The following is a 19,712-nucleotide window of genomic DNA, read 5'->3' as shown; positions in this document are numbered from 1 at the left end:
GCAAAAGATCGGAACCCAGGCGTTCCGCAGGGGTTATCGGCTGATTGATCAACCGGAATCCCATCATGCCGATCGATCCGCAAAACGCCCTGCTGACCGTTCAGGCTGGGCTCTCGCAGCTCAGTGCGCTGATCGTCTCCTATTCCTTTTCGGCCATCGGCGCCGTCATCCTTCTGGTTGTCGGCTACGTCGTCGCCGGCCTTAGCGAGCGTTCGGTCTATGCCGGCCTCGGCCACATTCACGGCTTCGACGAGACGCTGCGGCATTTCTTCTCTCAGCTCATCCGCTATGTCATCCTGATCCTCGTCGTCATCATGGTACTCGGCCAGTTCGGCGTGCAGACAGCCTCGATCATCGCCGCCATCGGCGCCGCCGGCCTGGCCATCGGCCTTGCGCTGCAAGGCACGCTGCAGAACATTGCCGCCGGCATCATGCTTCTGGCGCTGCGGCCGTTCCGCATCGGCGAATCCGTCGAAGTCGGCTCCATTGCCGGCTCGGTCGAGGAAATCGGTCTCTTCGCGACCAAGCTCCGAACCGCCGAAGGCGTCTACATCCTGGCGCCCAATTCGACGCTGTGGAACCAGCCGGTGCGCAATTTTTCGCGCAACGGCGTGCGGCGCGGCGACATCACGCTCAGCATCGGCTCGTGGAACGACATCGACCGCGCCCAGAAGACGCTGCTTGCCATCGCCACTGCCGAGCGTCGCGTCAAGCGCGAGCCGGCGCCGACCGCCTTCGTCGCGGCGTTGGGCGATAGCACCGTCTCCATCACCTTGCGTTACTGGACGTCGGCCGCGGATTTCTTCGCCACCCAGGCCGATCTCACCAAGCGCGCCAAGCAGGAATTCGATCGCGAACGCATATCGATCCCGCTGCCGCCACCGCAAACCCCGGCGCCGGAAGCCCGCCGGTAATGGTCAATCGCTCCAGTGCCGTTGCCGTGGCTCGATTCCGTTTCGGTCTGGTTGTTCACGAGAGTGGCCGTGTCTGCGCAGGATTGCCCACCCGAATCAGCGCGTCGATCAGCCCTTCCCCTGATTGCGGATGGCAGTCGACGACAGCGACGAGCGCGGGCCATGGATGAAGGTCCAGGCCGGCGCCTTCATGCGGGCGAGCCTCGGCGCATCGCCTTCGTCGACGCGGGCATAGTCGAAAGTCTTGGCAACGACCGACGACAGGAACGACAGCGTCGCGCCCGGGCGGTCGATGACCGCGATCGGAAACGTCATGACGATCTCGCGCCAGCGCTGCCAGCGATGGAAATCGCGCAGGCTGTCGGCGCCCATGATCCAGACGAAGCCGACACCGGGATTGCGTGCCTTGACCAGCGCCAGCGCGTCGGCGGTGTAGCGCACATGATGCGTCGCCTCGAAGGCGGTGACCTTGATTTTCGGGTTCTTGGCGATCTGCTCCGACAGTTGCAGCCGCTCGCTGAGCGGCGCCAGCTCGCGCGTGTTCTTCAGCGGATTGCCCGGGGTGACCATCCACCACAACTGGTCGAGCGCCAGGCGTCGCAGTGCAATCTCGGCGACCAGCGCGTGGCCGGCATGCGGCGGGTTGAACGAACCGCCGAACAGGCCGACCGCAAGGCCTTTTTCAGCATGCGGCATTTTGAGGTATGCGGAGGGGACGAGGGGCTGGGACGACGACAGCATGGTGCTAGGCGCCCCCCTCTGTCCTGTCGGACATCTCCCCCTCAAGGGGGGAGATTAGCAGCTTCGGAGAAAGCGTCCATCTGGCGACCTCGGCGATAGGCGAAAGGCGCCGCGTCAGCCAATCTCCCCCCTTGCGGGGGGGATGTCCGGTCCACCCTCCGCAGCAGCTGCGCTGCAGCTGCGGAGGACGGGCAGGACAGAGGGGGGTGGCTGGGCGCAAGCTTCAAGCCCTTAGGACAAAAAGCGTCAAGGCCTCACCTGTCCCGACCCGCGTACGCGGTATTTGAAGGAGGTCAGCTGCTCGACGCCGACCGGGCCGCGCGCGTGCATCTTGCCGGTGGCGATGCCGATCTCGGCGCCCATGCCGAATTCGCCGCCATCGGCGAACTGTGTCGAGGCGTTGTGCAGCAGGATCGCCGAATCGATCTCGTTGAAGAACCGTTCGACGGCCTTCGGATCCTCGGCGACGATCCCCTCGGTGTGATGCGAGGAGAAGGTTTCGATATGCTCGATCGCACCACCGACACCGTCGACCAGCTTCACCGCGATTATGGCGTCGAGATATTCGGTCACCCAGTCGGCGTCTGTCGCCGGCTTGGCATCGAAAAACAGCTTCAGCGCTTCGGCATCGGCATGGATCTCGCAGCCGGCGGCACGCAAAGCGTCGAGGATAGGCACCAGATGGGTGGACGCAACGGCGCGATCGACCAGCAGCGTCTCCGCCGCGCCGCAGACGCCGGTGCGCCGCATCTTGGCGTTGACGGCGATCCCCACCGCCATGTCGAGCTGGGCGGAACGGTCGATGTAGAGATGGCAAATGCCTTCGAGATGGGCGAAGACCGGCACGCGCGCCTCGCTCTGCACCCGTCCGACAAGGCTTTTGCCGCCGCGCGGGATGATGACGTCGAGCGTGCCCTCGAGCCCCTTGAGCATCTCGCCGACAGCGGCGCGGTCGGCGGTCGGCACCAGTTGGATGGCGTCTTCCGGCAGGCCGGCGGCCTTCAGCCCCTCGACCAGGCACGCGTGGATGGCGGCCGACGAATTGAGGGAATCCGAGCCGCCGCGCAGGATCACCGGATTGCCCGCCTTGAGGCAGAGCGCGCCGGCGTCGGCCGTCACGTTCGGCCGGCTTTCATAGATGACGCCGACGACGCCGAGCGGCGTACGCACACGCTCGATATGCAGGCCGTTCGGCCGCTCCCATGCGGCGATCACGTCGCCGACGGGATCGCTGAGCCCGGCGATTTCCCGGATGCCGTCGGTCATGGCGCGGATGCGCGCCGGCGTCAGCTTCAGCCGGTCCATGGAAGACGCCGAGAGGCCCGATTGCTTGCCGTTCGACATGTCGATGGCATTGGCGTCGAGTAGCTCCTGCTGGCGGCGCATGATGGCGTCTGCCATGGCGGCCAGGGCGCTGTTCTTGGATGCGGTCGTGGCGATCGCCAGCGGCCGGGCGGCGGCACGGGCGCGTCGGCCGATACCGGCCATCAGCGCCACAGTGTCATCCCGGGATTTTTCATGCAGCTTCAGCATGGCTCATCCTCCGCCGGTTACGTGGTCGACAGCCGGTATCTGGTCACCGGCTTCTACCTGGTCGCTGCCCCGTACTTGGTCATTGGCCCGTGCTTGGTCACTGGCCCGTACTTGGTCACTGGCCCGTACTTGGTCACCGGTATGACTCACCACAAGGTCGTCACGATGGATCATCGCCGAACGCGCCTCGTAGCCGAGCACGGTTTCGATCTCGGCCGTTTTCAGGCCAGCGATCCTTACGGCATCGGCGGCATCATAGGCAACCAGTCCGCGCGCGATCTCGCGGCCCTCGGGCGACAGGATCGCCACCGTGTCGCCGCGCGAGAAATTGCCGCTGACCAGCTTGACGCCGGCCGGCAGCAGCGACTTGCCCGACAGCAGCGCGCCGATGGCGCCTGCATCGACCGTCAGCCGGCCGGCCGGTTCGAGCTGGCCGGCGATCCAGGTCTTGTAGCCCTTGACCGGATTGGCGCTCGGCCGGAAGAAGGTGGCACGCTCGCCGCGTTCGATCGCCATCAGCGGCGACAGCCGCGTACCGGACGTGATGATCATCGCCGTGCCGGCGGCGGTGGCGATCTTGCCGGCATCGAGCTTCGTCCGCATGCCGCCGCGCGACAATTCGGAAGCCGCCGCCCCCGCCATCGCCTCGATATCCGGGGTAATATGATCGACCACCGGAATGAACTTTGCCTGGGGATCCCGCGCCGGCGGCGCGGTATAGAGCCCATCGATGTCGGACAGCAGCACCAGCAGGTCGGCGCCCATCATCGTCGCCACGCGCGCGGCCAGCCGGTCATTGTCGCCATAGCGGATTTCGGACGTCGCCACCGTGTCGTTCTCGTTGATGACCGGCACCGCCTTCATCTTCAAGAGCGTCGAGATCGTCGCCCGTGCATTGAGATAGCGGCGGCGCTCTTCGGTGTCGCCGAGCGTCAGCAGGATCTGGCCCGATTTCAGGCTTCCCCTGCCGAGCGCATCCGACCAGGCGCCGGCAAGCGCGATCTGGCCGACGGCGGCCGCCGCCTGGCTTTCCTCGAGCTTCAAGGCGCGCTTGCCGAGGCTCAAAATCGTGCGGCCAAGCGCAATGGCGCCGGACGAGACGACGAGTATTTCGGCACCGCCATTGGCAAGCACGGCAATGTCGTCCGCGAGCGAGGCCAACCAGTCGCGCTTCAAGCCGGTCGCGCGGTCGACAAGCAGTGCCGAGCCGATCTTGACGGTGATGCGCCGGTAATTCTTCAGCGACTGCATGGCCTACTTTTCCCAGCGCGTCTCGACCGGGGCGGCGATCTGCGCGCGGGCCTCGGCGATCACCGCCATCAAGGCCCGCAGCACCGCCTCTACACCTTCGCCGGTGACGGCCGACAACAGCAGCGGGGCGCGGCCGGCGGCGCGCTTCAGCGAGGCCACCTTCTTCTTGCGCTCTTCGGCGTCGAGCGTATCGATCTGGCTGAGCGCCAGGATCTCGGCCTTGTCGGTCAGGCCGTGGCCATAGGCCTCGAGCTCGCCGCGCACGGTCTTGTAGGCCTTCCCGGGGTTTTCCTCTTGCGCCGAAACCAGGTGCAGCAGCACGCGCGTGCGCTCGACATGGCCGAGGAAGCGGTCGCCTATGCCGACGCCCTCATGCGCGCCTTCGATCAGGCCCGGAATATCGGCGATGACGAATTCGCGCGCATCCATTCGCGCGACGCCAAGACCTGGATGCAGCGTCGTGAACGGATAGTCGGCGATCTTCGGCTTGGCCGCGGTGACCGCGGCAAGGAATGTCGACTTGCCGGCATTGGGCAGCCCGACCAGCCCGGCATCGGCGATCAGCTTCAACCTCAGCCAGATGTTGAGCTCCTCGCCCGGCAGGCCGGGATTGGCGCGGCGGGGTGCCTGATTGGTCGAAGTCTTGAAGTGCTGGTTGCCGAAGCCGCCATTGCCGCCCTTGGCGAGTAGAAACCGCTGGCCGACCACGGTCAGGTCGCAGATCAGCGTCTCGTTGTCCTCTTCGAAAACCTGGGTCCCGGCCGGCACCTTCAGCGTCACGTCGGCGCCCTTGGCGCCGGTCATGTTGCGGCCCATGCCATGAACCCCGGTCTTGGCCTTGAAATGCTGCTGGTAGCGATAGTCGATCAGCGTGTTCAGCCCGTCGACCGCTTCCAGCCAGACATCGCCGCCGCGGCCGCCATCGCCGCCGTCCGGTCCGCCGAACTCGATGAACTTCTCGCGCCGGAACGACACGGAACCTGCGCCCCCGTCACCGGAGCGGACATAAACCTTGGCTTGATCGAGAAATTTCATCGGACTGGCGGTTTCTTTATTGGTTTTGCGGGATTGCTCTTAACCCTTGGCCTTGCTCTAAACCAAGGCGCGGCCAAGGGCGAGGCCCGTTTTGTGACAACGGCCGCGCGGGATTGGCCGGAGAGATGTCGGCATGCAGCTTGTAACTTACAATATCCAGTACGGCGTCGGTCTCGATGGACAGTACGATGTCGGCCGCATCGCCGATGCCGTGCGCGGCGCCGATGTGATCGCGCTGCAGGAGGTCACCCGCAACAATCCGAGGAACGGCGGGCGCGACATGGTCGCCGAGATCGGCGAGGCGCTGCCCGACTATTTCGCCGTCTATGGCAGCAATTTCGAGGCCAATATCGGCTCGCGCGTCGAGAATGGCCGCGCCATGACCACGACCTTCCAGCTCGGCAACATGGTGCTGTCGAAGACGCCCATTCATCTATCGCGCAACCTGCTTTTGCCGCGCAGCCGCAGCTTCGAAATGATGAACTTCCAGCGCGGCGCGCTGGAAGCGCTGATCGAGACGCCGCTTGGTTTCATTCGTTTCTATTCCATCCATCTCGATCACCGCAGCCCGGTCGAACGCGCCAGCCAGATCCAGTTTCTGCGCCGGCGCCTGTTGAACTATGCGCTCGAAGGCGGTGCATTGTCCGGCGTCGCCGAGATCGGACTGCCGGAACTGCCGCACCCGGAAGCCTTTGTCGCCATGGGCGATTTCAACATGCTGGCCGGCTCGCCCGAATATGTCGAACTCGCCGGCCGGCCGGACCACGAATTCGGCATGCCGCTGACCGCCGATTTTGCAGTCGACGCCGCCGTCCGCCTCGATATCACCGGCGACGATCTCGTCAGCTGGGTCGACCCCAAGGACCCCGCCAACACCAACCGCCACAAGCGCATCGACTACATCTTCACCAGCGCCTCGCTTGCCCGGTCGCTGAAGCGCCTGTGGGTCGACCGGCAAGCGGCCGGCTCAGACCATCTCCCCGTATGGGTCGAACTGGGCTGATGGTTCTTCATCCGGCTGCGTTTTCGCGGTCGACGATCGCCATCATGATCGTATCGCCATATTGTCCGTCGATACAGATAGCGTCGCTCTGCACACCCTCCCTGACAAACCCGACCTTGTCGTAGAGAGCGATGGCGCGGGCATTGTCGGCATGTACGGACAGCTCGACGCGGACAAAGCCGGCCTTGCGTGCCTGCGTCAGCGTCGCATTGATAAGCCGCAGTCCGAGGCCGCGCCCGCGATAAGAGGGAACAATCCCCATTCCGAGGGTGCCGCGATGGGCATGGATGAGCCGGTCATGGCGTGAGATATCGCACCAACCGACAACCTCGCCACGAACGACGGCGATGAACCCTGGATCGCCTCCCGCGATGCGGTCCAATACGAATCGTCGGGTTTGATCCAGCGGTGGCGCCTCGAGGAAGGACAGGTACTTCCGCTCACGCGCGACGAGATCAAGCGCGCGTCGAAAGCTTTCAACGTCCTCGGGCGTTATCGGCGCGATCGCGACCGTTTCAATATCGCTGCTGTCATCGACCATTGGCTTGACCGGCGTCATCCATCAAAAATGCACCCAGTTCCGCAGGCTGGTCCAGGTCTTCCTGTCGAGCCGGTAGCGCTCGACCGGCACCTGGCCGGCGACGATGGAGTTCAGCATGCCCTGGCCGGCGTACTGGAAGCCGCATTTGTGGATGACCCGGCGCGAGGCCGGATTGATCACCCGCGTCGAGGCGTGCAGCACCTGGATCGATGTCCTCTGGAAGGCGAGGTCGACCAATGCGTGGGCGGCTTCCGTCGCGTAGCCCCGCTTCCAGTAAGGCTCGCCGATCCAGTAGCCGAGTTCCAGCCCGCGGTCGGTTGTGTTGAGCCCGGCGCAGCCAACGAAGGTGTCGGTGCCGGCCAGCGTCAAGGCATAGGCGATGCCGGCACGGCGCGACTTGGTCATGGCGAGGAATGCCCGTGCCTCGGCCTCGCCATAGGGGTGCGGCATGCGCGCCAGCATTTCGGCGACATGGCGATTGTCGGCCAGCTCGACCAGCTGTGCGATGTCGCTTTCGCAGGGCGCCCGCATCACCAGCCGTTCGGTGACCAGCACCGGGCAGTCTATCGCGTAACTTTCGTCGTCGCTGTCTTCCGCTTCGGCAACCATTTGCAGTCCTCCAGGCACAAGAAAAAGGGGAGATGGAAACCCATCTCCCCTGATCCTTTTCCTGGCATTGCCAGACACCGGTTCCCGAGATGGGCGCCGGTGTTTTAGTGCGGAACCGGCTACTCCGCGGCTTTGGTAATCGGGTTGACCGATACGAAGGTTCGGCCGTTGGCTTTTTTGTTGAACGTCACGGCGCCGGCTTCGAGCGCAAAAAGCGTATGGTCCGTGCCCATGCCGACATTGACGCCGGGATGCCAGGTGGTGCCGCGTTGACGAATGATGATGTTGCCCGGGATGACGGCTTCGCCGCCGAACTTCTTCACGCCCAGACGCTTGGAATGCGAGTCGCGACCGTTGCGCGACGAGCCGCCAGCTTTCTTGTGTGCCATCTAACTAACTCCGATGCGCCCAAGGGCGCTTGAATGGTCTTATGAACGCGTTCGCGTTCCGTTTCAAGTCCGATCCGGCGACGTTTCGCGCCGGTCGTCTTACTTCTTCGCCAATTCCTTGGCCTGCTCGCGCCAGTCCTTGATCTGGTCGGCGCTGAACGGCATGTGCTCGTCGATCTTGGCGACATCCTTCTCCGTCAGCTTGGCGAGCTGCGCGAAGGTGATGATGCCCTGTTCGTTGAGATCCTTGGCTGCGACCGGGCCGATGCCCTTGATCACGGTCAGGTCGTCCGGCTCGCCCTTCGGCGCCTTGAACAGCGGCGCTGCCGCGGTCTCGGCTGCGTTTGTCTCGGCTGCCTTGGCCTTGGGCTCCTTCTTCGGCGCGGCTTCCGCCTTCGCTTCAGTCGCGGCCTCTGCCTTGGCTTCCTTCTTCGGCGCCTTGACCGATGCCGTCTTCGTCGGCTTGGCGCCACCCAGCAGGATCTCGGAGATCCGCACGGTGGTCAAAAGCTGGCGATGACCGATCTTGCGGCGCGAATTCTGGCGGCGGCGCTTCTTGAAAGCGATGACCGTGCGGTTCTTGCCCTGCTCGACGACTTCGGCGGTGACCAAGGCACCATCGACGAACGGCGCGCCGAACGTGACATTCTCGCCCTCGCCATGCGCGAGCACGTGGCCGATTTCGACGATATCGCCGACATTGGCTTCGACTTTTTCGATCTTCAGGAGATCGTTGGCGGCGACGCGATACTGCTTGCCGCCCGTTTTGATGACTGCGAACATTTTTTGCCTTTCGCTGTTCGGTCGGCCTCGATGAACCGCCTCTGGCGGTTCGGCCGTCTTTTTGTCAGTCTGCGGGTTCAAAAAACAAGCGGCGCGGAAGAACCCTCCACGCCGATTGCGCGCTGTCCCTAACCGAAGGTTGGGTGCGAGTCAAGGCAGCGCCGTTGTCGGGAGTTGCCGAGACCGTTATCGGCGGACAAGCACCCGCCGTGTCAACGCGATCGAACGCGTGCCCCCGTCTGGAGGCAAGGATGCGTGCATGGCCCGCAACGCCCGCGCCTCGCCGCACCGGAGCCACTATGAATCCGCCGCTTGTCCGGCAAGCCAAATAACTCGCGGATTGGCCTTGTAACCTGCCCGTTCAGCCGTTATCTAGTGCGCCGCGCCGGCAACGGCCGACCATGACCGCGGAGAGGTGGCAGAGTGGTCGAATGCACCGCACTCGAAATGCGGCATGGGTGCAAGCCCATCGGGGGTTCGAATCCCTCCCTCTCCGCCATCCTGCTTCGCCCTTCGAGCTTCGCAGGATTAGCGCAGCCGTGCCCGAAACAGGATGCCCTCCGAAGCTTCAGCGTCAGTGAGGTGCGGCTGACCCAAAGCCAGGGTACCTTATGTAAATGCTTGGGCTGGAAGGTACGCGCGCCTCTTGTGGCGCAACACGTGACCCAGCACGTACCGAATTTGGTCCAGCCGGCGGCGCGCGACCTCACAGCTCAGGTGGCCAGCCCGATCGTTCGGCTCGACGCAACGACGACTTTACGATCAGGCGATGGAATGGCGCAATTCCGGCGATATAGGCCCGCCCTCCCAAATGATTGAAGGTCACGACCGTTGTGGCGACAAGTCGGCGGCACAAAGCGGACTCTTCAACCAAAACGGACAAACGGAAGTCGAGATGGCGATCGTCCTAGCCAAGAATAATCTCATGACGACGCCGATCGTAGACCCGAAAGAAGTCGATCCTGTCGGTCGCAACGTCATCGCGCAACTCAGACGAGGTCTTAAGACCAAACCCCGCAACCAAGGTGTCCCTTAGAGCTATTAGCCAGCCAACCCACCGCGCCTGACCCATAAGCATATGGGCGGCGAGGCGCTCGGCGTCGCCCGTAGCATTGCCCGGCAGATCGATCGCGAATGCGTCAGCGAAGCCGGCCTTGGCGTAGAGCGGCTTAAGCACCGAACGTTGCGGCAAATCGACTCGAGCAACGCGCGCCATAAATGTTTCGCCCGGACTGAATGGAAGCGAAGAGGTGGGTGCATTCCGATAGCACGAACGGGGCTCCCCATCAAACATAGCAAGGAACTTCGGCTGTTGGCCTTTCTGCGACCTCGGGCAACGTCCGCTCTTCCGCCGCTATTGGGGTTGAGCGGACATAAGTTGGCAAGCCGCGCCGGTGGGATGTCCGTACAAATGTGACGATCGCAAGGGCGGAATTTGCCGTTCCGCCGCGAACAGCCTGTCCAAAGGCAGACCGTCTCGGTAGATTCGGACATAAGCGAAAGAACGAGGATGCCATGAAGAAGGAAGACGAGGAAAAATTCCTTGGCAACGGCCAGCCGGGCTTCGATCTCGGTCCGATAGAACACTACCTTCATGCCGTGGCAACGGAGCGGCGGTTACCGGATCTCGCGATTCGGCAGTGTACCGTCAGGATAGAAGAATCCGCTCCCGCACTGCGGGCGGTCCTCACAAGAGCGGCCGACGGAGAAGCTCTGTCGGAAGGCGAAGAGCTGCTACTCTTCCGAGGCCTGTACATTCTGGGCGGCGCCCACGACGGCCAGGCATGCCAACCCTTGCTGCGCCTGCTGCGTCGCCCCGCCGACGAAATCGATCGCCTGCTTGGCGACGCCGTTACCGAATCCCTGGCGCCCATTATCGCCGGTGTTTTCGATGGCAATGTCGACGCCCTAGTCGACATCATCGCCGATCGCTCGGTCGACGAATTTGTTCGCGACGCGCTGTTCGGCGCAATGACCTTTCTGACCTGGGACGGCCGTATCGAGCGTGGCCGGACACAGCAGTTTCTGGAGCGGTTCCACAACGAGAAGCTGGCTGACGACGGCGATTACGCCTGGATTGGCTGGCTGGAGGCAATCGCTCTGCTCGCCCTGCGCGACCTTGTTCCGCTGGTCGACAGTGCCTGGGACGAAGGCTGCGTGCCGGAAGGCGTGCTTGAACACCACCACTTCGAACGCGACCTGCTGGATGCCGAGCAACGACCGAACGACATCGACCGGTTCCACTATGCCAACCTCGGCTACATCGACGATGTGCTCGTGGCGCTGGACTGGACCCGCGGCTCCGGTTTTGGCGATGGCGTCGGGCTTGACGGGGAAGATCGGCAATCGCCCTGGCTAGACCGAAATTGGTACACCAACATGACTCCGGTCACGAACCCCTTGCGTGATGTCGGCCGCAACGATCCATGCCCCTGCGGGAGCGGCAAGAAATTCAAGAAATGCTGCCTCGCAAGTTGACTGTTGCCGCAGCACGTTGGCGGTGATTTTCAGCCCGCCCCATTCGCCTGGTGCTCCGCGATCGCCTGCAGAAAAGCCTGCCCGAACTCCTTCAGCTTCGCCGCCCCGACGCCATTCACCTCGGCGAACGCATCGAGGTCGCGTGGACGCCGCTCGGCCATGTCGATCAGCGTGCGATCTGAGAACACTACATAGGCAGGCACCTGGCGCTCCTTGGCGAGACGCAGCCGCAGCGCCTTGAGCGTGGCGAGCAGCGCGGCGTCCAGATTCTCGGCCTGCGCAATGTCCTGGGCGGCGCGCACCTTGCCGCGCGAGGCGCGCCCGCGCAGCTCAATGCGGTAGTGGAAGGGCATCTCGCCGCGGCCAAGCGCATGGCCCTTTTCCGCGATGGCGAGGCCGCCATGGCCGCCCGGATCCGGCTCCAGGAAGCCGCCAGCGGCAAGCTGCCGGATCAGCGACAGCCAGAAGTCCTTTTTGTGCGCCAGCCCGCCGCCGAAGCTGGCGAGCCTTTGGTGGCCCCTGGCCAGGATCTTCTCGGTTTCGTGACCGAGCAGAATGTCGATGACATGGCCGGCGCCGAAGCGTTCGCCGCTCTGCGCGATCGCCGCCAGGATGATCCGCGCCTCGGCCCCGCCATCCGCGCGCGGTGCCTGGTCGAGGCAGTTGTCGCAATTGCCGCAAGGTTGCGCTTCCTCGCCGAAATAACCGAGCAGCACCTGGCGGCGGCACTGCGCCGTCTCGCAATAGCCGATCAGCGTGTCGAGCCGGCGATGCGCGCGCCTTTTGTGCTCCGCCGGCGCGTCCTCGTCGTCGATGAACAGCCGGCGCATGCGGATGTCGCCGAGGCCGAACAGCATATGCGCCTCGGCCTCCCGTCCGTCCCGGCCAGCACGGCCGATTTCCTGATAGTAGGCCTCCAGGCTGCCCGGCAGATCGGTATGGAAGACGTAGGCCACGTCAGGCTTGTCGATGCCCATGCCAAAGGCGATGGTCGCCACCATGACGACGCCGGAGAGCGTCATGAAAGCGTTTTGATTGGCCTCGCGCGCGTCCTTGCTCATGCCGGCATGATAGGCGAGCGCTCGCACGCCGTTCCGCTCCAGGAAAGCAGCCATTTCCTCGGTCTTCTTGCGCGACAGGCAATAGACGATGCCGCTGCGGCCGGCGTGACGCTCGACGAAATCCAGCAATTGCCGCTTGCTGTCCTGCTTGGCCGCGAGGCCAAGCTTGATATTCGGCCGGTCGAAGCCCAGCACCAGCGTTTCGACGCGCTCGGCGAACAACCGCGCTTCGATGTCGGTACGGGTACTCTCATCCGCGGTTGCCGTCAGCGCGATGATGGGCACGTCGGGAAAGATGCCGCGCAGCCGCGACAAATCCTCATATTCGCGCCGGAACGCGGGACCCCATTGCGAAATGCAATGCGCCTCGTCGACGGCGATCAGGCTGACCTCGAGCCTCGATAGCGCCTCGAGCATCCGCTCGGTCATCAGCCGCTCTGGCGCGAGATAGAGCAGCCGCGTCTGCCCTGAGGCAACGCGGCGCCAGGCGGCGACATTGGCCTCGCGGTCGAGCGAGGAATTGATCGTATCGGCGCCAACGCCGGCAAGGCGCAGCGCGGCGACCTGGTCCTGCATCAGCGCCACCAGCGGCGAAACGACGATGGTGAGCCCACCCAGCACCAGCGCCGGCACCTGGTAGCAAAGCGATTTGCCCGCACCCGTCGGCATCACGGCCAGCACATGACGCCCGGACAGCAGCGCCTCCATCACGGGCGCCTGGCCGGGACGAAAATCATCGAAGCCGAACACGTCCTTCAGGACGCGCCGCTTGGGGTCCTCGGCCGGGATGTTCGCTGCCTCTGCCGGCATCAGTCGGGCACCGGGCTGGATTTGATTTTTGGTGGATTGGAGAGGATGTGGAAACCGATCAAAACGACTCTCCGCGTGAGGCCTTGCAGTAGCGCAGCTGTCGTCGAACGACAACAGGAACGGGCGCTCGCACGCTGCGGTCAAGATCACGATCTACCTCGCACCTGCGCGATCGGTGATGTCATGCAGCAGACAGGTCGATATTTCCCCTGGGCTGGGCACCTTCCCCTGCGACACCCGCGCCCCCGCTGGATTCCCCCGCGCTGTACGATGTAAGCTTGGCCCGGCAAGCCAGGGAGGGCGCGATGCTGCAGACCAGACAGGATGCTCTCGGCGAGCGGTTCCAGTTGCAGCGCGCGGCTTTCGAGGCGCAGCCTTTTCCGGACATCGGCGTGCGAAAGGATCGCCTGAAGCGGCTGCTGGCGCTTACCGAGCGGCATGAGGCCGACATCTGCGCGGCGATCGACGCCGACTTTGGCGGCCGCTCGGCGCACGAAACCCGGCTGGCGGAGCTGTTCGTCGTCCGCGCCGGCATCCGCCACGCGCTGTCGCATCTGAGGGGATGGATGCGGGAGCGCCGTGTCGCCACCTCAATGCCGTTCCTGCCGGGCAGGAACCGTCTCGTCCGACAGCCGCTCGGTGTCGTCGGCATCGTGTCGCCCTGGAATTATCCTTTTCAGCTCGCTGTCGCGCCGGTCACCGCGGCACTTGCCGCCGGCAATCGCGTCCTGGTCAAGCCTTCCGAACTGACGCCCGCTTTTTCCGCCTTGCTGGCCGAACTGGCAGGCGAGTATTTCGCGCCGGACGAGCTCAGCATCGTCACCGGCGATGCCGAGATGGGCAAGACATTCGTCTCGATGCCTTTCGATCACCTGCTGTTCACCGGCTCGACCGCGGTCGGGCGCCAGGTCGCGATCGCCGCGGCCGCCAACCTGACACCCGTCATGCTCGAACTCGGCGGCAAGTCGCCGGCGATCCTCGATCCGTCATGCGACCTCGATGCGGCAATATCCAGCGTCGCCTATGGCAAGCTCCTGAATGCCGGGCAAACCTGCATCGCGCCGGATTATCTGCTGGTGCCGAAGGGACAGGCTGGAACCGTCGCCGCGAAGCTGGCTACGGCAATGGCGCGGCTCTATCCGAGCCTGCGCGACAACCGCGATTACACCGCCATCGTCAGCGACCGGCACTATCAGCGCCTGCGCGAGATGATCGCGGAGGCCCGCGATGCCGGGGCCGATGTCACGGAAATCAACCCGGCCGGCGAAGAACTCGGCACCACGAGCCGGAAATTGCCGCCGACCCTGGTCAGGAACGCCGGGCCAAACCTGCGGCTGATGCGCGAGGAGATTTTCGGCCCGGTGCTGCCGATCATCGAATATGCCGGGATAGACGAGGCGATCGACCACGTGAACAAGGCGGACCGGCCGCTGGCGCTCTACTGGTTCGGCCGGAACAGCGGCAATCGTCGACGCATCCTGCACGAGACGGTCGCCGGCGGTGTCACCATCAATGACTGCATGCTGCATCTGGTGCAGGAGAACCAGCCCTTCGGAGGTGTCGGCGCCAGCGGCATGGGCGCCTATCATGGCGAATGGGGATTCCGCACCTTCAGCAAGGAGAAGCCGGTTTTCCTGCAGTCCCGGCTGAGCGCGGGCGCCTTGTTGCGTCCGCCCTATGGGAAGACGTTCGAGCGGCTTTTCAGCCTGCTCCGGCATATCACCTGAGGGCAGTCGCCGATCGTGCCGGCCAGGCGGTGCGTTAAGCTTATGTTCACCATCATGCGGCAGGGTCGACATCCTGCGGTGATGTTTTGAGTACCGCGGCGCCACAAGCGCCCAGGCAACAAGCCCGTGCCTCTCCTGAGGCGCGGGCGATTCATTTTTGGAAACGGCCACGCCGTCACGACATCCGTTGACCGTCGCGAAACCGGCCGCGGCGACCTGCTGTCAGGCGAGGAAATCGGCCCGGTGCGGCGTAAAACTGTCGACCAGCCGCCCCGCCTCCAGCGCCTTGACGCCGTGCACCAGATTGGACGGCACGATGAAGCTGCCGCCGGCCTCGAGGGTTTCGGTCCGGCCATCGATCGTCACCTCGAAGCGGCCCTCCGCGACATAACTTGCCTGGACATGCGGGTGCGAATGCAGCGCACCTACGCCACCCTTGTCGAAGCCGAATTCGACCATCATCAATTCATCGGTATGCAGGAGAACGCGCCTTCTGTTGCCGTCCGGGGTCGGCGTCCAGGCACCCTCGCCGGCATGCGCGAAAATCTTTGGCTCAGCCATCTTCAGCTCCTTATCGCGCCAACCAGCCGCCATCCACCGGCACCACGGCGCCATGCATGTAGTTCGACGCCGACGCCAGCAGGAAGACGGCGGCATCGCCGATGTCTCCCGGCTCGCCCCAGCGGCCGGCCGGAATGCGCGCCAGGATGGCGGCGCTGCGGTCGGGATCGGCGCGCAGCGCCTGCGTGTTGTTGGTCTCGATATAGCCCGGCGCGATGGCATTGACGTTGATGCCTTTTGCCGCCCATTCGCAGGCCAGCAGCCGGGTGATGCCGAGCACGCCATGCTTGGAGGCGGTGTAGGACGCGACCCGGATGCCGCCCTGGAAACTCAGCACCGAGGCGATGTTGACGACCTTGCCTTGGCGGCTGCTGGCAAGCACGCGTCTGGCGAAGCTCTGGCAAAGCAGGAAGACCGTCTTCAGGTTGACGTCCATGACGTCGTCCCAATCGGCCGCTGAGAGATCGACGGCGTCGGCGCGCCGTATGATGCCCGCATTGTTGACCAGCCCGTCGAGCGGACCGCTCTCGTCCCAGACCCGGTCGAGCAACGGGCCGGCGGCCGCCGTATCGGCAAGGTCGGCGCTCACCGCCTCGAATTGCCCGCCCGTCGCGGCGATCCTGCCTGCCGTGCCATCCATCGAAGAACGGCCGACGCCGATCACCGTGCCGCCGGCGCGCGCGATCGAGAGTGCAATACCTTGCCCGATGCCGGTATTGGCGCCGGTGACGAGAATGCGCTTGCCGGCCAGGCTGAAGGGGGAGAGGTCGCTCACCGCAGCTCGTCCATCGCCACCAGGTCGACATCGGTATAGTCGACATTGTCGCCGGCCATCGCCCAGATGAAAGCGTAATTGGAGGTGCCGGCGCCCGAGTGAATCGACCAGCCCGGCGACAGCACCGCCTCCTCGTTACGCATGACGATGTGGCGCGTTTCGTCGGGCTCCCCCATGAAATGGAACACCCGCGCCGCCTCCGGCAGGTCGAAATAGAGATAAGCCTCCATGCGCCTGTCATGCACATGGCAAGGCATGGTGTTCCACACCGAGCCCGGCGCAAGCTGCGTCATGCCGACGACGAGCTGGCAGGTCTTTACGCCCTCGGCATGGATGAACTGGAAGATCGAGCGCTCATTGCAGCTATCCTTGCTGCCGAGGTCGAGGCGCTTGGCATCGCCGATGCGGATCAGCCGGCTGGGCCAGCTCTGGTGCGCCGGCGCGCTGAGCAGATAGAATTTGGCCGGCTCGCTGGAACTTGCGGAAGCAAACGACACATCCGGCGTGCCCATGCCGAGATAGAGCATGTCGCGCGCCTGCAACTCGTGGGTTTGGCCGCCTGCTTTCACGCTGCCGGCACCGCCTATGTTGACGGCGATCAGCTCGCGGCGATCGAGGAAGTTCTTGGTCCCGGTCGGCTTGATCGCTTCCAGCGGCAGCGGTGTCGCCACTGGCATGGCGCCGCCGACGATCATGCGGTCGTAATGGGTGTAGGTCAGGCTGACGCGGCCGGGCTGGAACAGGTCTTCAATGTGAAAATTGTGGCGCAGCTCGTCGGTTCCCATGGCTGCGGCGGCCACCGGATCGATGGCGAAGCGGGATGTGTAATGGATATCGCTCTGGCTCATGGCTGTCCTGACTTGAGATGGGTCATTCGCCGGCAGCGGCCATGACCGAATTGGCATAGAAAACCTGCCTTGCGTGCAGGCGCTCGCGATAGCGCTGCTGGCTGGCAGCAAGGTGGACACGCATCGCCTCGCGTGCGGCCTCGGCATCACCCGATGTGATCGCGTTCAAAATCACCAGATGCTCGCGCTGCAGCCCGCGCTGGTATGCATCGGACTGGACCAGTTCCGTCGACCATGGCGAGGTCACGTCGCAAGGAATGGCGCGCCGGCCGAGCACGTCGAGCATTTCGACATAGAACGGGTTGTTGGTGGCGCTGGCGATGGCGCGATGGAAGGCGAGGTCGGCCGGACCGGTCGGCTCGCTGGCGAGCAGCAGCCGTTCGAACTCGAAGAAGGCTTCCTGGATCGCCGCCTCCTGCGCGGCGTTGCGGCGATCGGCGGCGAGCCCGGCCGATTCGATCTCGACCGCCAGTCGCACTTCTAGCACGTTGAGCGCGATCGAATCCTTGCTGCCCATGTCGGCGGCAAGCGCACCGAACATGGTCGAGATATGCTCGGTGACGAAGACGCCGGCCCCTTGGCGTGGCTCGACCAAGCCGTCGGCGGCCAGCTTGGCCAAGGCCTCGCGGATGACGGTGCGGCTGACGCCGAAGGTCTCGGTCAACTGGCCTTCGGTCGGCAGTTTGTGGCCGGGCAGGATCTCGCCCGCCTGCAGCTGCCTGCGGATCGCCGCGACGACGGTCTCCGACAGCTTGGGTTTTCGTTCGACCCGGAGGTCGGTTGCGGCAGCGGACACGTGGCAAACTCCTAGTGGAACAGGCTCGGCAGCCACAATGAGATTTCCGGTATGTAGGTGACAAGCATCAACACGGCGAAGGCCGCTCCGTAGAATGGCCAGATCGAGCGCATCGCCGTCCAGATCGGGATGCGGCCGATGGCGCAGCTGACGAACAGCACCGCGCCCACCGGTGGCGTGCACAGGCCGATGCCCAGATTGAGGATCAGGATGACGCCGAAATGCACCGGATCGACGCCATAGGCCATGACCACGGGCAGGAAGATCGGCGTGGTGATGATGATCAGGGGCGACATGTCCATGAACGTGCCGAGGATAAGCAGCACCACGTTGATCATCAGCAAGATGACCAGCTTGTTGTCGGACACGGATTGCAGGAAAGCGACCAGCGCTGCCGGGACCCTGAGATAGGCGAGCAGCCAGCCAAAAGCCGCGGCGCAGCCAATGATCATCAGCACCATTGCCGTGGTGCGCACCGCAGCGGTGGTGGCGGTGACGAAGTCGTTCCAGCTCATCGAACGGTAGATGATAAGCGTCACCAGGAAAGCATAGACGATGGCAATGCAGGAGCTTTCGGTGGCGGTGAAAATGCCCGACCGGACCCCGCCGAAGATGATGCCGATCAGGATCAGGCCTGGAATGGCGGCAAGAAGCAATTGCAGCGCCCGGCCGAAGCCGGCAAAGGGCTCCGTCGGATAGCCGCGGCGGCTGGCGACCCAATAGGCCGTGATCATCAGCGACAGCGCCAGCAGCAGGCCGGGTAGCACGCCGGCGGTGAACAGATCGGCGATCGAAATGCGGCCGCCGGCCGAAATCGAATAGATGATCATGTTGTGCGAGGGCGGGATCAGCAGCGCGATGATGGCGCCGACCGAGGTGATGTTGACGGCATAATCGACGCCGTAGCCGCGCGCCTTCATCTGCGGGATCATCAGTCCGCCGACCGCCGAGGCGTCGGCCACCGCCGACCCGGAAATGCCGCCGAACATGGTTGACGCGGCGATGTTGACCTGGCCCAACCCGCCACGCAGGTGGCCGACCAGCGAGCCGGCCAGTGCCACCAGCCGGGCGGCAATGCCGCCGCGCACCATCAGGTCGCCGGCGAAGATGAAGAATGGAATGGCCATCAGCGAAAACACGCTGACGCCGGAGTTGAGGCGCTGGAACACCACCAGCGGCGGCAGGCCAAGCACCAGCACCGTCGCGAAGCTGGCGACGCCGAGGCAAAACGCGATCGGCGTGCCGATGATCAGCAGGAAGACGAAGGTGCCGAACAGGACTGTCAGGGCCATTATAGATCCTCCTCGCCCGTGGCGTACTGATCGGCGTCGACGGGCAGACCGGCAAATCGCCCGGCCAGCCGCTCCAGTGAAAACAGGCAGACAAGCGCGCCGCCCAGGATGACCGGCAGGAAGCCGACGCCGCCGGGCAGTGCAAGGGACGGCATTACCGTGTTCCAGGTCAGCATGGTAAGCTGGACCCCGTAGACGATCATGCCGGCGCCGAAGGCGAGCACGACGATATCCGAAATGCTGCGCAACACCGCCTTGGCGGCATGCGGCAGGAAGTACAGCAGTACGTCGAAACCGAGATGCGTGCGCTCGCGAACCCCGACAGCGGCACCCAGGAAGATGAACCAGCCCATCAGAAGCACCGAGAAGGACTCGGTCCAGCTCGGCGAGCGGTTCAGGACATAACGCGAAAACACCTGCCAGAAGATGATTATCGTCATCAGGGTCAGTCCGGCACCGCTGACCCACAGTGCAAGCCTTGCAAGCTGTGACAGCATGCGCTCCGTGGCCAGCCAGAACGGTTTCATGTGCGCGCCTCCCTGGCAGTGGCGCGCAAATGGCGCCA

At 64.3% G+C, this 19,712-nt stretch carries 18 protein-coding genes, 1 tRNA gene and 2 pseudogenes; 5 read left to right on the top strand and 16 right to left on the bottom strand.

Annotation, left to right across the window (positions count from 1 at the left end; all coding sequences use genetic code 11):
• Nucleotides 1–65 precede the first annotated feature (65 nt).
• Entirely contained in the window at nt 66–914 is an 849-nt protein-coding gene (locus NKJ26_RS11205; protein ID WP_352600504.1) for a mechanosensitive ion channel family protein, read from the top strand.
• 108 nt (nt 915–1,022) lie between these two features.
• On the opposite strand, the gene NKJ26_RS11200 is transcribed toward NKJ26_RS11205, so the two are convergent.
• The 4 genes and pseudogenes from NKJ26_RS11200 to obgE form a co-directional block, all read right to left on the bottom strand.
• Nucleotides 1,023–1,610, bottom strand: a complete 588-nt coding sequence (locus tag NKJ26_RS11200; protein WP_352600506.1) for a nicotinate-nucleotide adenylyltransferase — start codon at nt 1,608–1,610, stop codon at nt 1,023–1,025.
• A gap of 291 nt (nt 1,611–1,901) precedes the next feature.
• Entirely contained in the window at nt 1,902–3,188 is a 1,287-nt protein-coding gene (locus tag NKJ26_RS11195) for a glutamate-5-semialdehyde dehydrogenase (protein ID WP_352695298.1), read from the bottom strand.
• Between the two features lie 126 nt (nt 3,189–3,314).
• Nucleotides 3,315–4,439: pseudogene (proB, locus tag NKJ26_RS11190) on the bottom strand (glutamate 5-kinase); the annotation flags it as partial.
• 3 nt (nt 4,440–4,442) lie between these two features.
• Nucleotides 4,443–5,474 carry a GTPase ObgE gene (gene obgE, locus NKJ26_RS11185; protein WP_352695297.1) on the bottom strand — a complete coding sequence of 344 codons (1,032 nt, stop codon included), beginning with the start codon at nt 5,472–5,474 and terminating at the stop codon, nt 4,443–4,445.
• Between the two features lie 133 nt (nt 5,475–5,607).
• Here obgE and NKJ26_RS11180 point away from each other — a divergent pair, with 133 nt between their 5' ends.
• A complete protein-coding gene (locus tag NKJ26_RS11180; RefSeq protein ID WP_352695296.1) occupies nt 5,608–6,477 on the top strand; it encodes an endonuclease/exonuclease/phosphatase family protein in 870 nt (289 codons plus the stop codon).
• Nucleotides 6,478–6,484: 7 nt separating this feature from the next.
• Here the strand turns inward: NKJ26_RS11180 and NKJ26_RS11175 are convergent, their stop codons facing one another.
• The 4 genes from NKJ26_RS11175 to NKJ26_RS11160 form a co-directional block, all read right to left on the bottom strand.
• Nucleotides 6,485–7,036 (bottom strand): GNAT family N-acetyltransferase, encoded by a 552-nt coding sequence (locus NKJ26_RS11175; protein ID WP_352695295.1) that lies wholly within the window; start codon nt 7,034–7,036, stop codon nt 6,485–6,487.
• Nucleotides 7,037–7,039: 3 nt separating this feature from the next.
• Nucleotides 7,040–7,627 carry a GNAT family N-acetyltransferase gene (locus NKJ26_RS11170; RefSeq protein ID WP_027027341.1) on the bottom strand — a complete coding sequence of 196 codons (588 nt, stop codon included), beginning with the start codon at nt 7,625–7,627 and terminating at the stop codon, nt 7,040–7,042.
• A gap of 119 nt (nt 7,628–7,746) precedes the next feature.
• Complete coding sequence (gene rpmA / locus NKJ26_RS11165) at nt 7,747–8,016, bottom strand: 50S ribosomal protein L27 (protein WP_027027342.1); 270 nt, start codon at nt 8,014–8,016, stop codon at nt 7,747–7,749.
• A gap of 99 nt (nt 8,017–8,115) precedes the next feature.
• Nucleotides 8,116–8,799 carry a 50S ribosomal protein L21 gene (locus NKJ26_RS11160; RefSeq protein WP_352695294.1) on the bottom strand — a complete coding sequence of 228 codons (684 nt, stop codon included), beginning with the start codon at nt 8,797–8,799 and terminating at the stop codon, nt 8,116–8,118.
• A gap of 409 nt (nt 8,800–9,208) precedes the next feature.
• Here NKJ26_RS11160 and NKJ26_RS11155 point away from each other — a divergent pair.
• Nucleotides 9,209–9,298 (top strand) — tRNA-Ser (locus NKJ26_RS11155).
• 207 nt (nt 9,299–9,505) lie between these two features.
• Here NKJ26_RS11155 and NKJ26_RS11150 read toward each other — a convergent pair.
• Nucleotides 9,506–10,015: pseudogene (locus NKJ26_RS11150) on the bottom strand (DUF2867 domain-containing protein).
• 299 nt (nt 10,016–10,314) lie between these two features.
• On the opposite strand from NKJ26_RS11150, the gene NKJ26_RS11145 reads away from it, so the two are divergent.
• Nucleotides 10,315–11,277: a DUF1186 domain-containing protein gene (locus NKJ26_RS11145; protein WP_352695293.1), complete on the top strand. Its 963-nt coding sequence runs from the start codon at nt 10,315–10,317 to the stop codon at nt 11,275–11,277.
• Between the two features lie 29 nt (nt 11,278–11,306).
• On the opposite strand, the gene recQ is transcribed toward NKJ26_RS11145, so the two are convergent.
• Nucleotides 11,307–13,148: a DNA helicase RecQ gene (recQ, locus tag NKJ26_RS11140; RefSeq protein WP_352695292.1), complete on the bottom strand. Its 1,842-nt coding sequence runs from the start codon at nt 13,146–13,148 to the stop codon at nt 11,307–11,309.
• Nucleotides 13,149–13,453: 305 nt separating this feature from the next.
• Here recQ and NKJ26_RS11135 point away from each other — a divergent pair, with 305 nt between their 5' ends.
• Entirely contained in the window at nt 13,454–14,875 is a 1,422-nt protein-coding gene (locus NKJ26_RS11135; protein ID WP_352695291.1) for a coniferyl aldehyde dehydrogenase, read from the top strand.
• Between the two features lie 222 nt (nt 14,876–15,097).
• Here the strand turns inward: NKJ26_RS11135 and NKJ26_RS11130 are convergent, their stop codons facing one another.
• Genes NKJ26_RS11130 through NKJ26_RS11105 form a run of 6 tightly spaced genes read right to left on the bottom strand, consistent with a single transcriptional unit; the run spans nt 15,098 to nt 19,674 of the window.
• Complete coding sequence (locus NKJ26_RS11130) at nt 15,098–15,436, bottom strand: cupin domain-containing protein (protein WP_027025498.1); 339 nt, start codon at nt 15,434–15,436, stop codon at nt 15,098–15,100.
• Nucleotides 15,437–15,446: 10 nt separating this feature from the next.
• Complete coding sequence (gene kduD, locus NKJ26_RS11125; RefSeq protein WP_352695290.1) at nt 15,447–16,211, bottom strand: 2-dehydro-3-deoxy-D-gluconate 5-dehydrogenase KduD; 765 nt, start codon at nt 16,209–16,211, stop codon at nt 15,447–15,449.
• Complete coding sequence (kduI, locus tag NKJ26_RS11120; protein ID WP_352695289.1) at nt 16,208–17,059, bottom strand: 5-dehydro-4-deoxy-D-glucuronate isomerase; 852 nt, start codon at nt 17,057–17,059, stop codon at nt 16,208–16,210. The genes kduD and kduI overlap by 4 nt, the downstream gene beginning before the upstream one ends.
• A gap of 22 nt (nt 17,060–17,081) precedes the next feature.
• The gene (locus NKJ26_RS11115) at nt 17,082–17,855 is read right to left on the bottom strand and encodes a FadR/GntR family transcriptional regulator (RefSeq protein ID WP_352695288.1); all 774 of its coding nucleotides are present in this window, start codon (nt 17,853–17,855) and stop codon (nt 17,082–17,084) included.
• Nucleotides 17,856–17,866: 11 nt separating this feature from the next.
• Nucleotides 17,867–19,147 carry a TRAP transporter large permease gene (locus NKJ26_RS11110; RefSeq protein ID WP_352605988.1) on the bottom strand — a complete coding sequence of 427 codons (1,281 nt, stop codon included), beginning with the start codon at nt 19,145–19,147 and terminating at the stop codon, nt 17,867–17,869.
• Nucleotides 19,147–19,674: a TRAP transporter small permease gene (locus NKJ26_RS11105; RefSeq protein WP_352695287.1), complete on the bottom strand. Its 528-nt coding sequence runs from the start codon at nt 19,672–19,674 to the stop codon at nt 19,147–19,149. Before NKJ26_RS11105 ends, NKJ26_RS11110 begins: the two co-directional genes overlap by 1 nt.
• Nucleotides 19,675–19,712: the final 38 nt, after the last annotated feature.

Source organism: Mesorhizobium sp. M0152 (assembly GCF_040322415.1).
GTDB lineage: Bacteria > Pseudomonadota > Alphaproteobacteria > Rhizobiales > Rhizobiaceae > Mesorhizobium.
This window is presented reverse-complemented; position numbering and strand designations above follow the sequence as displayed.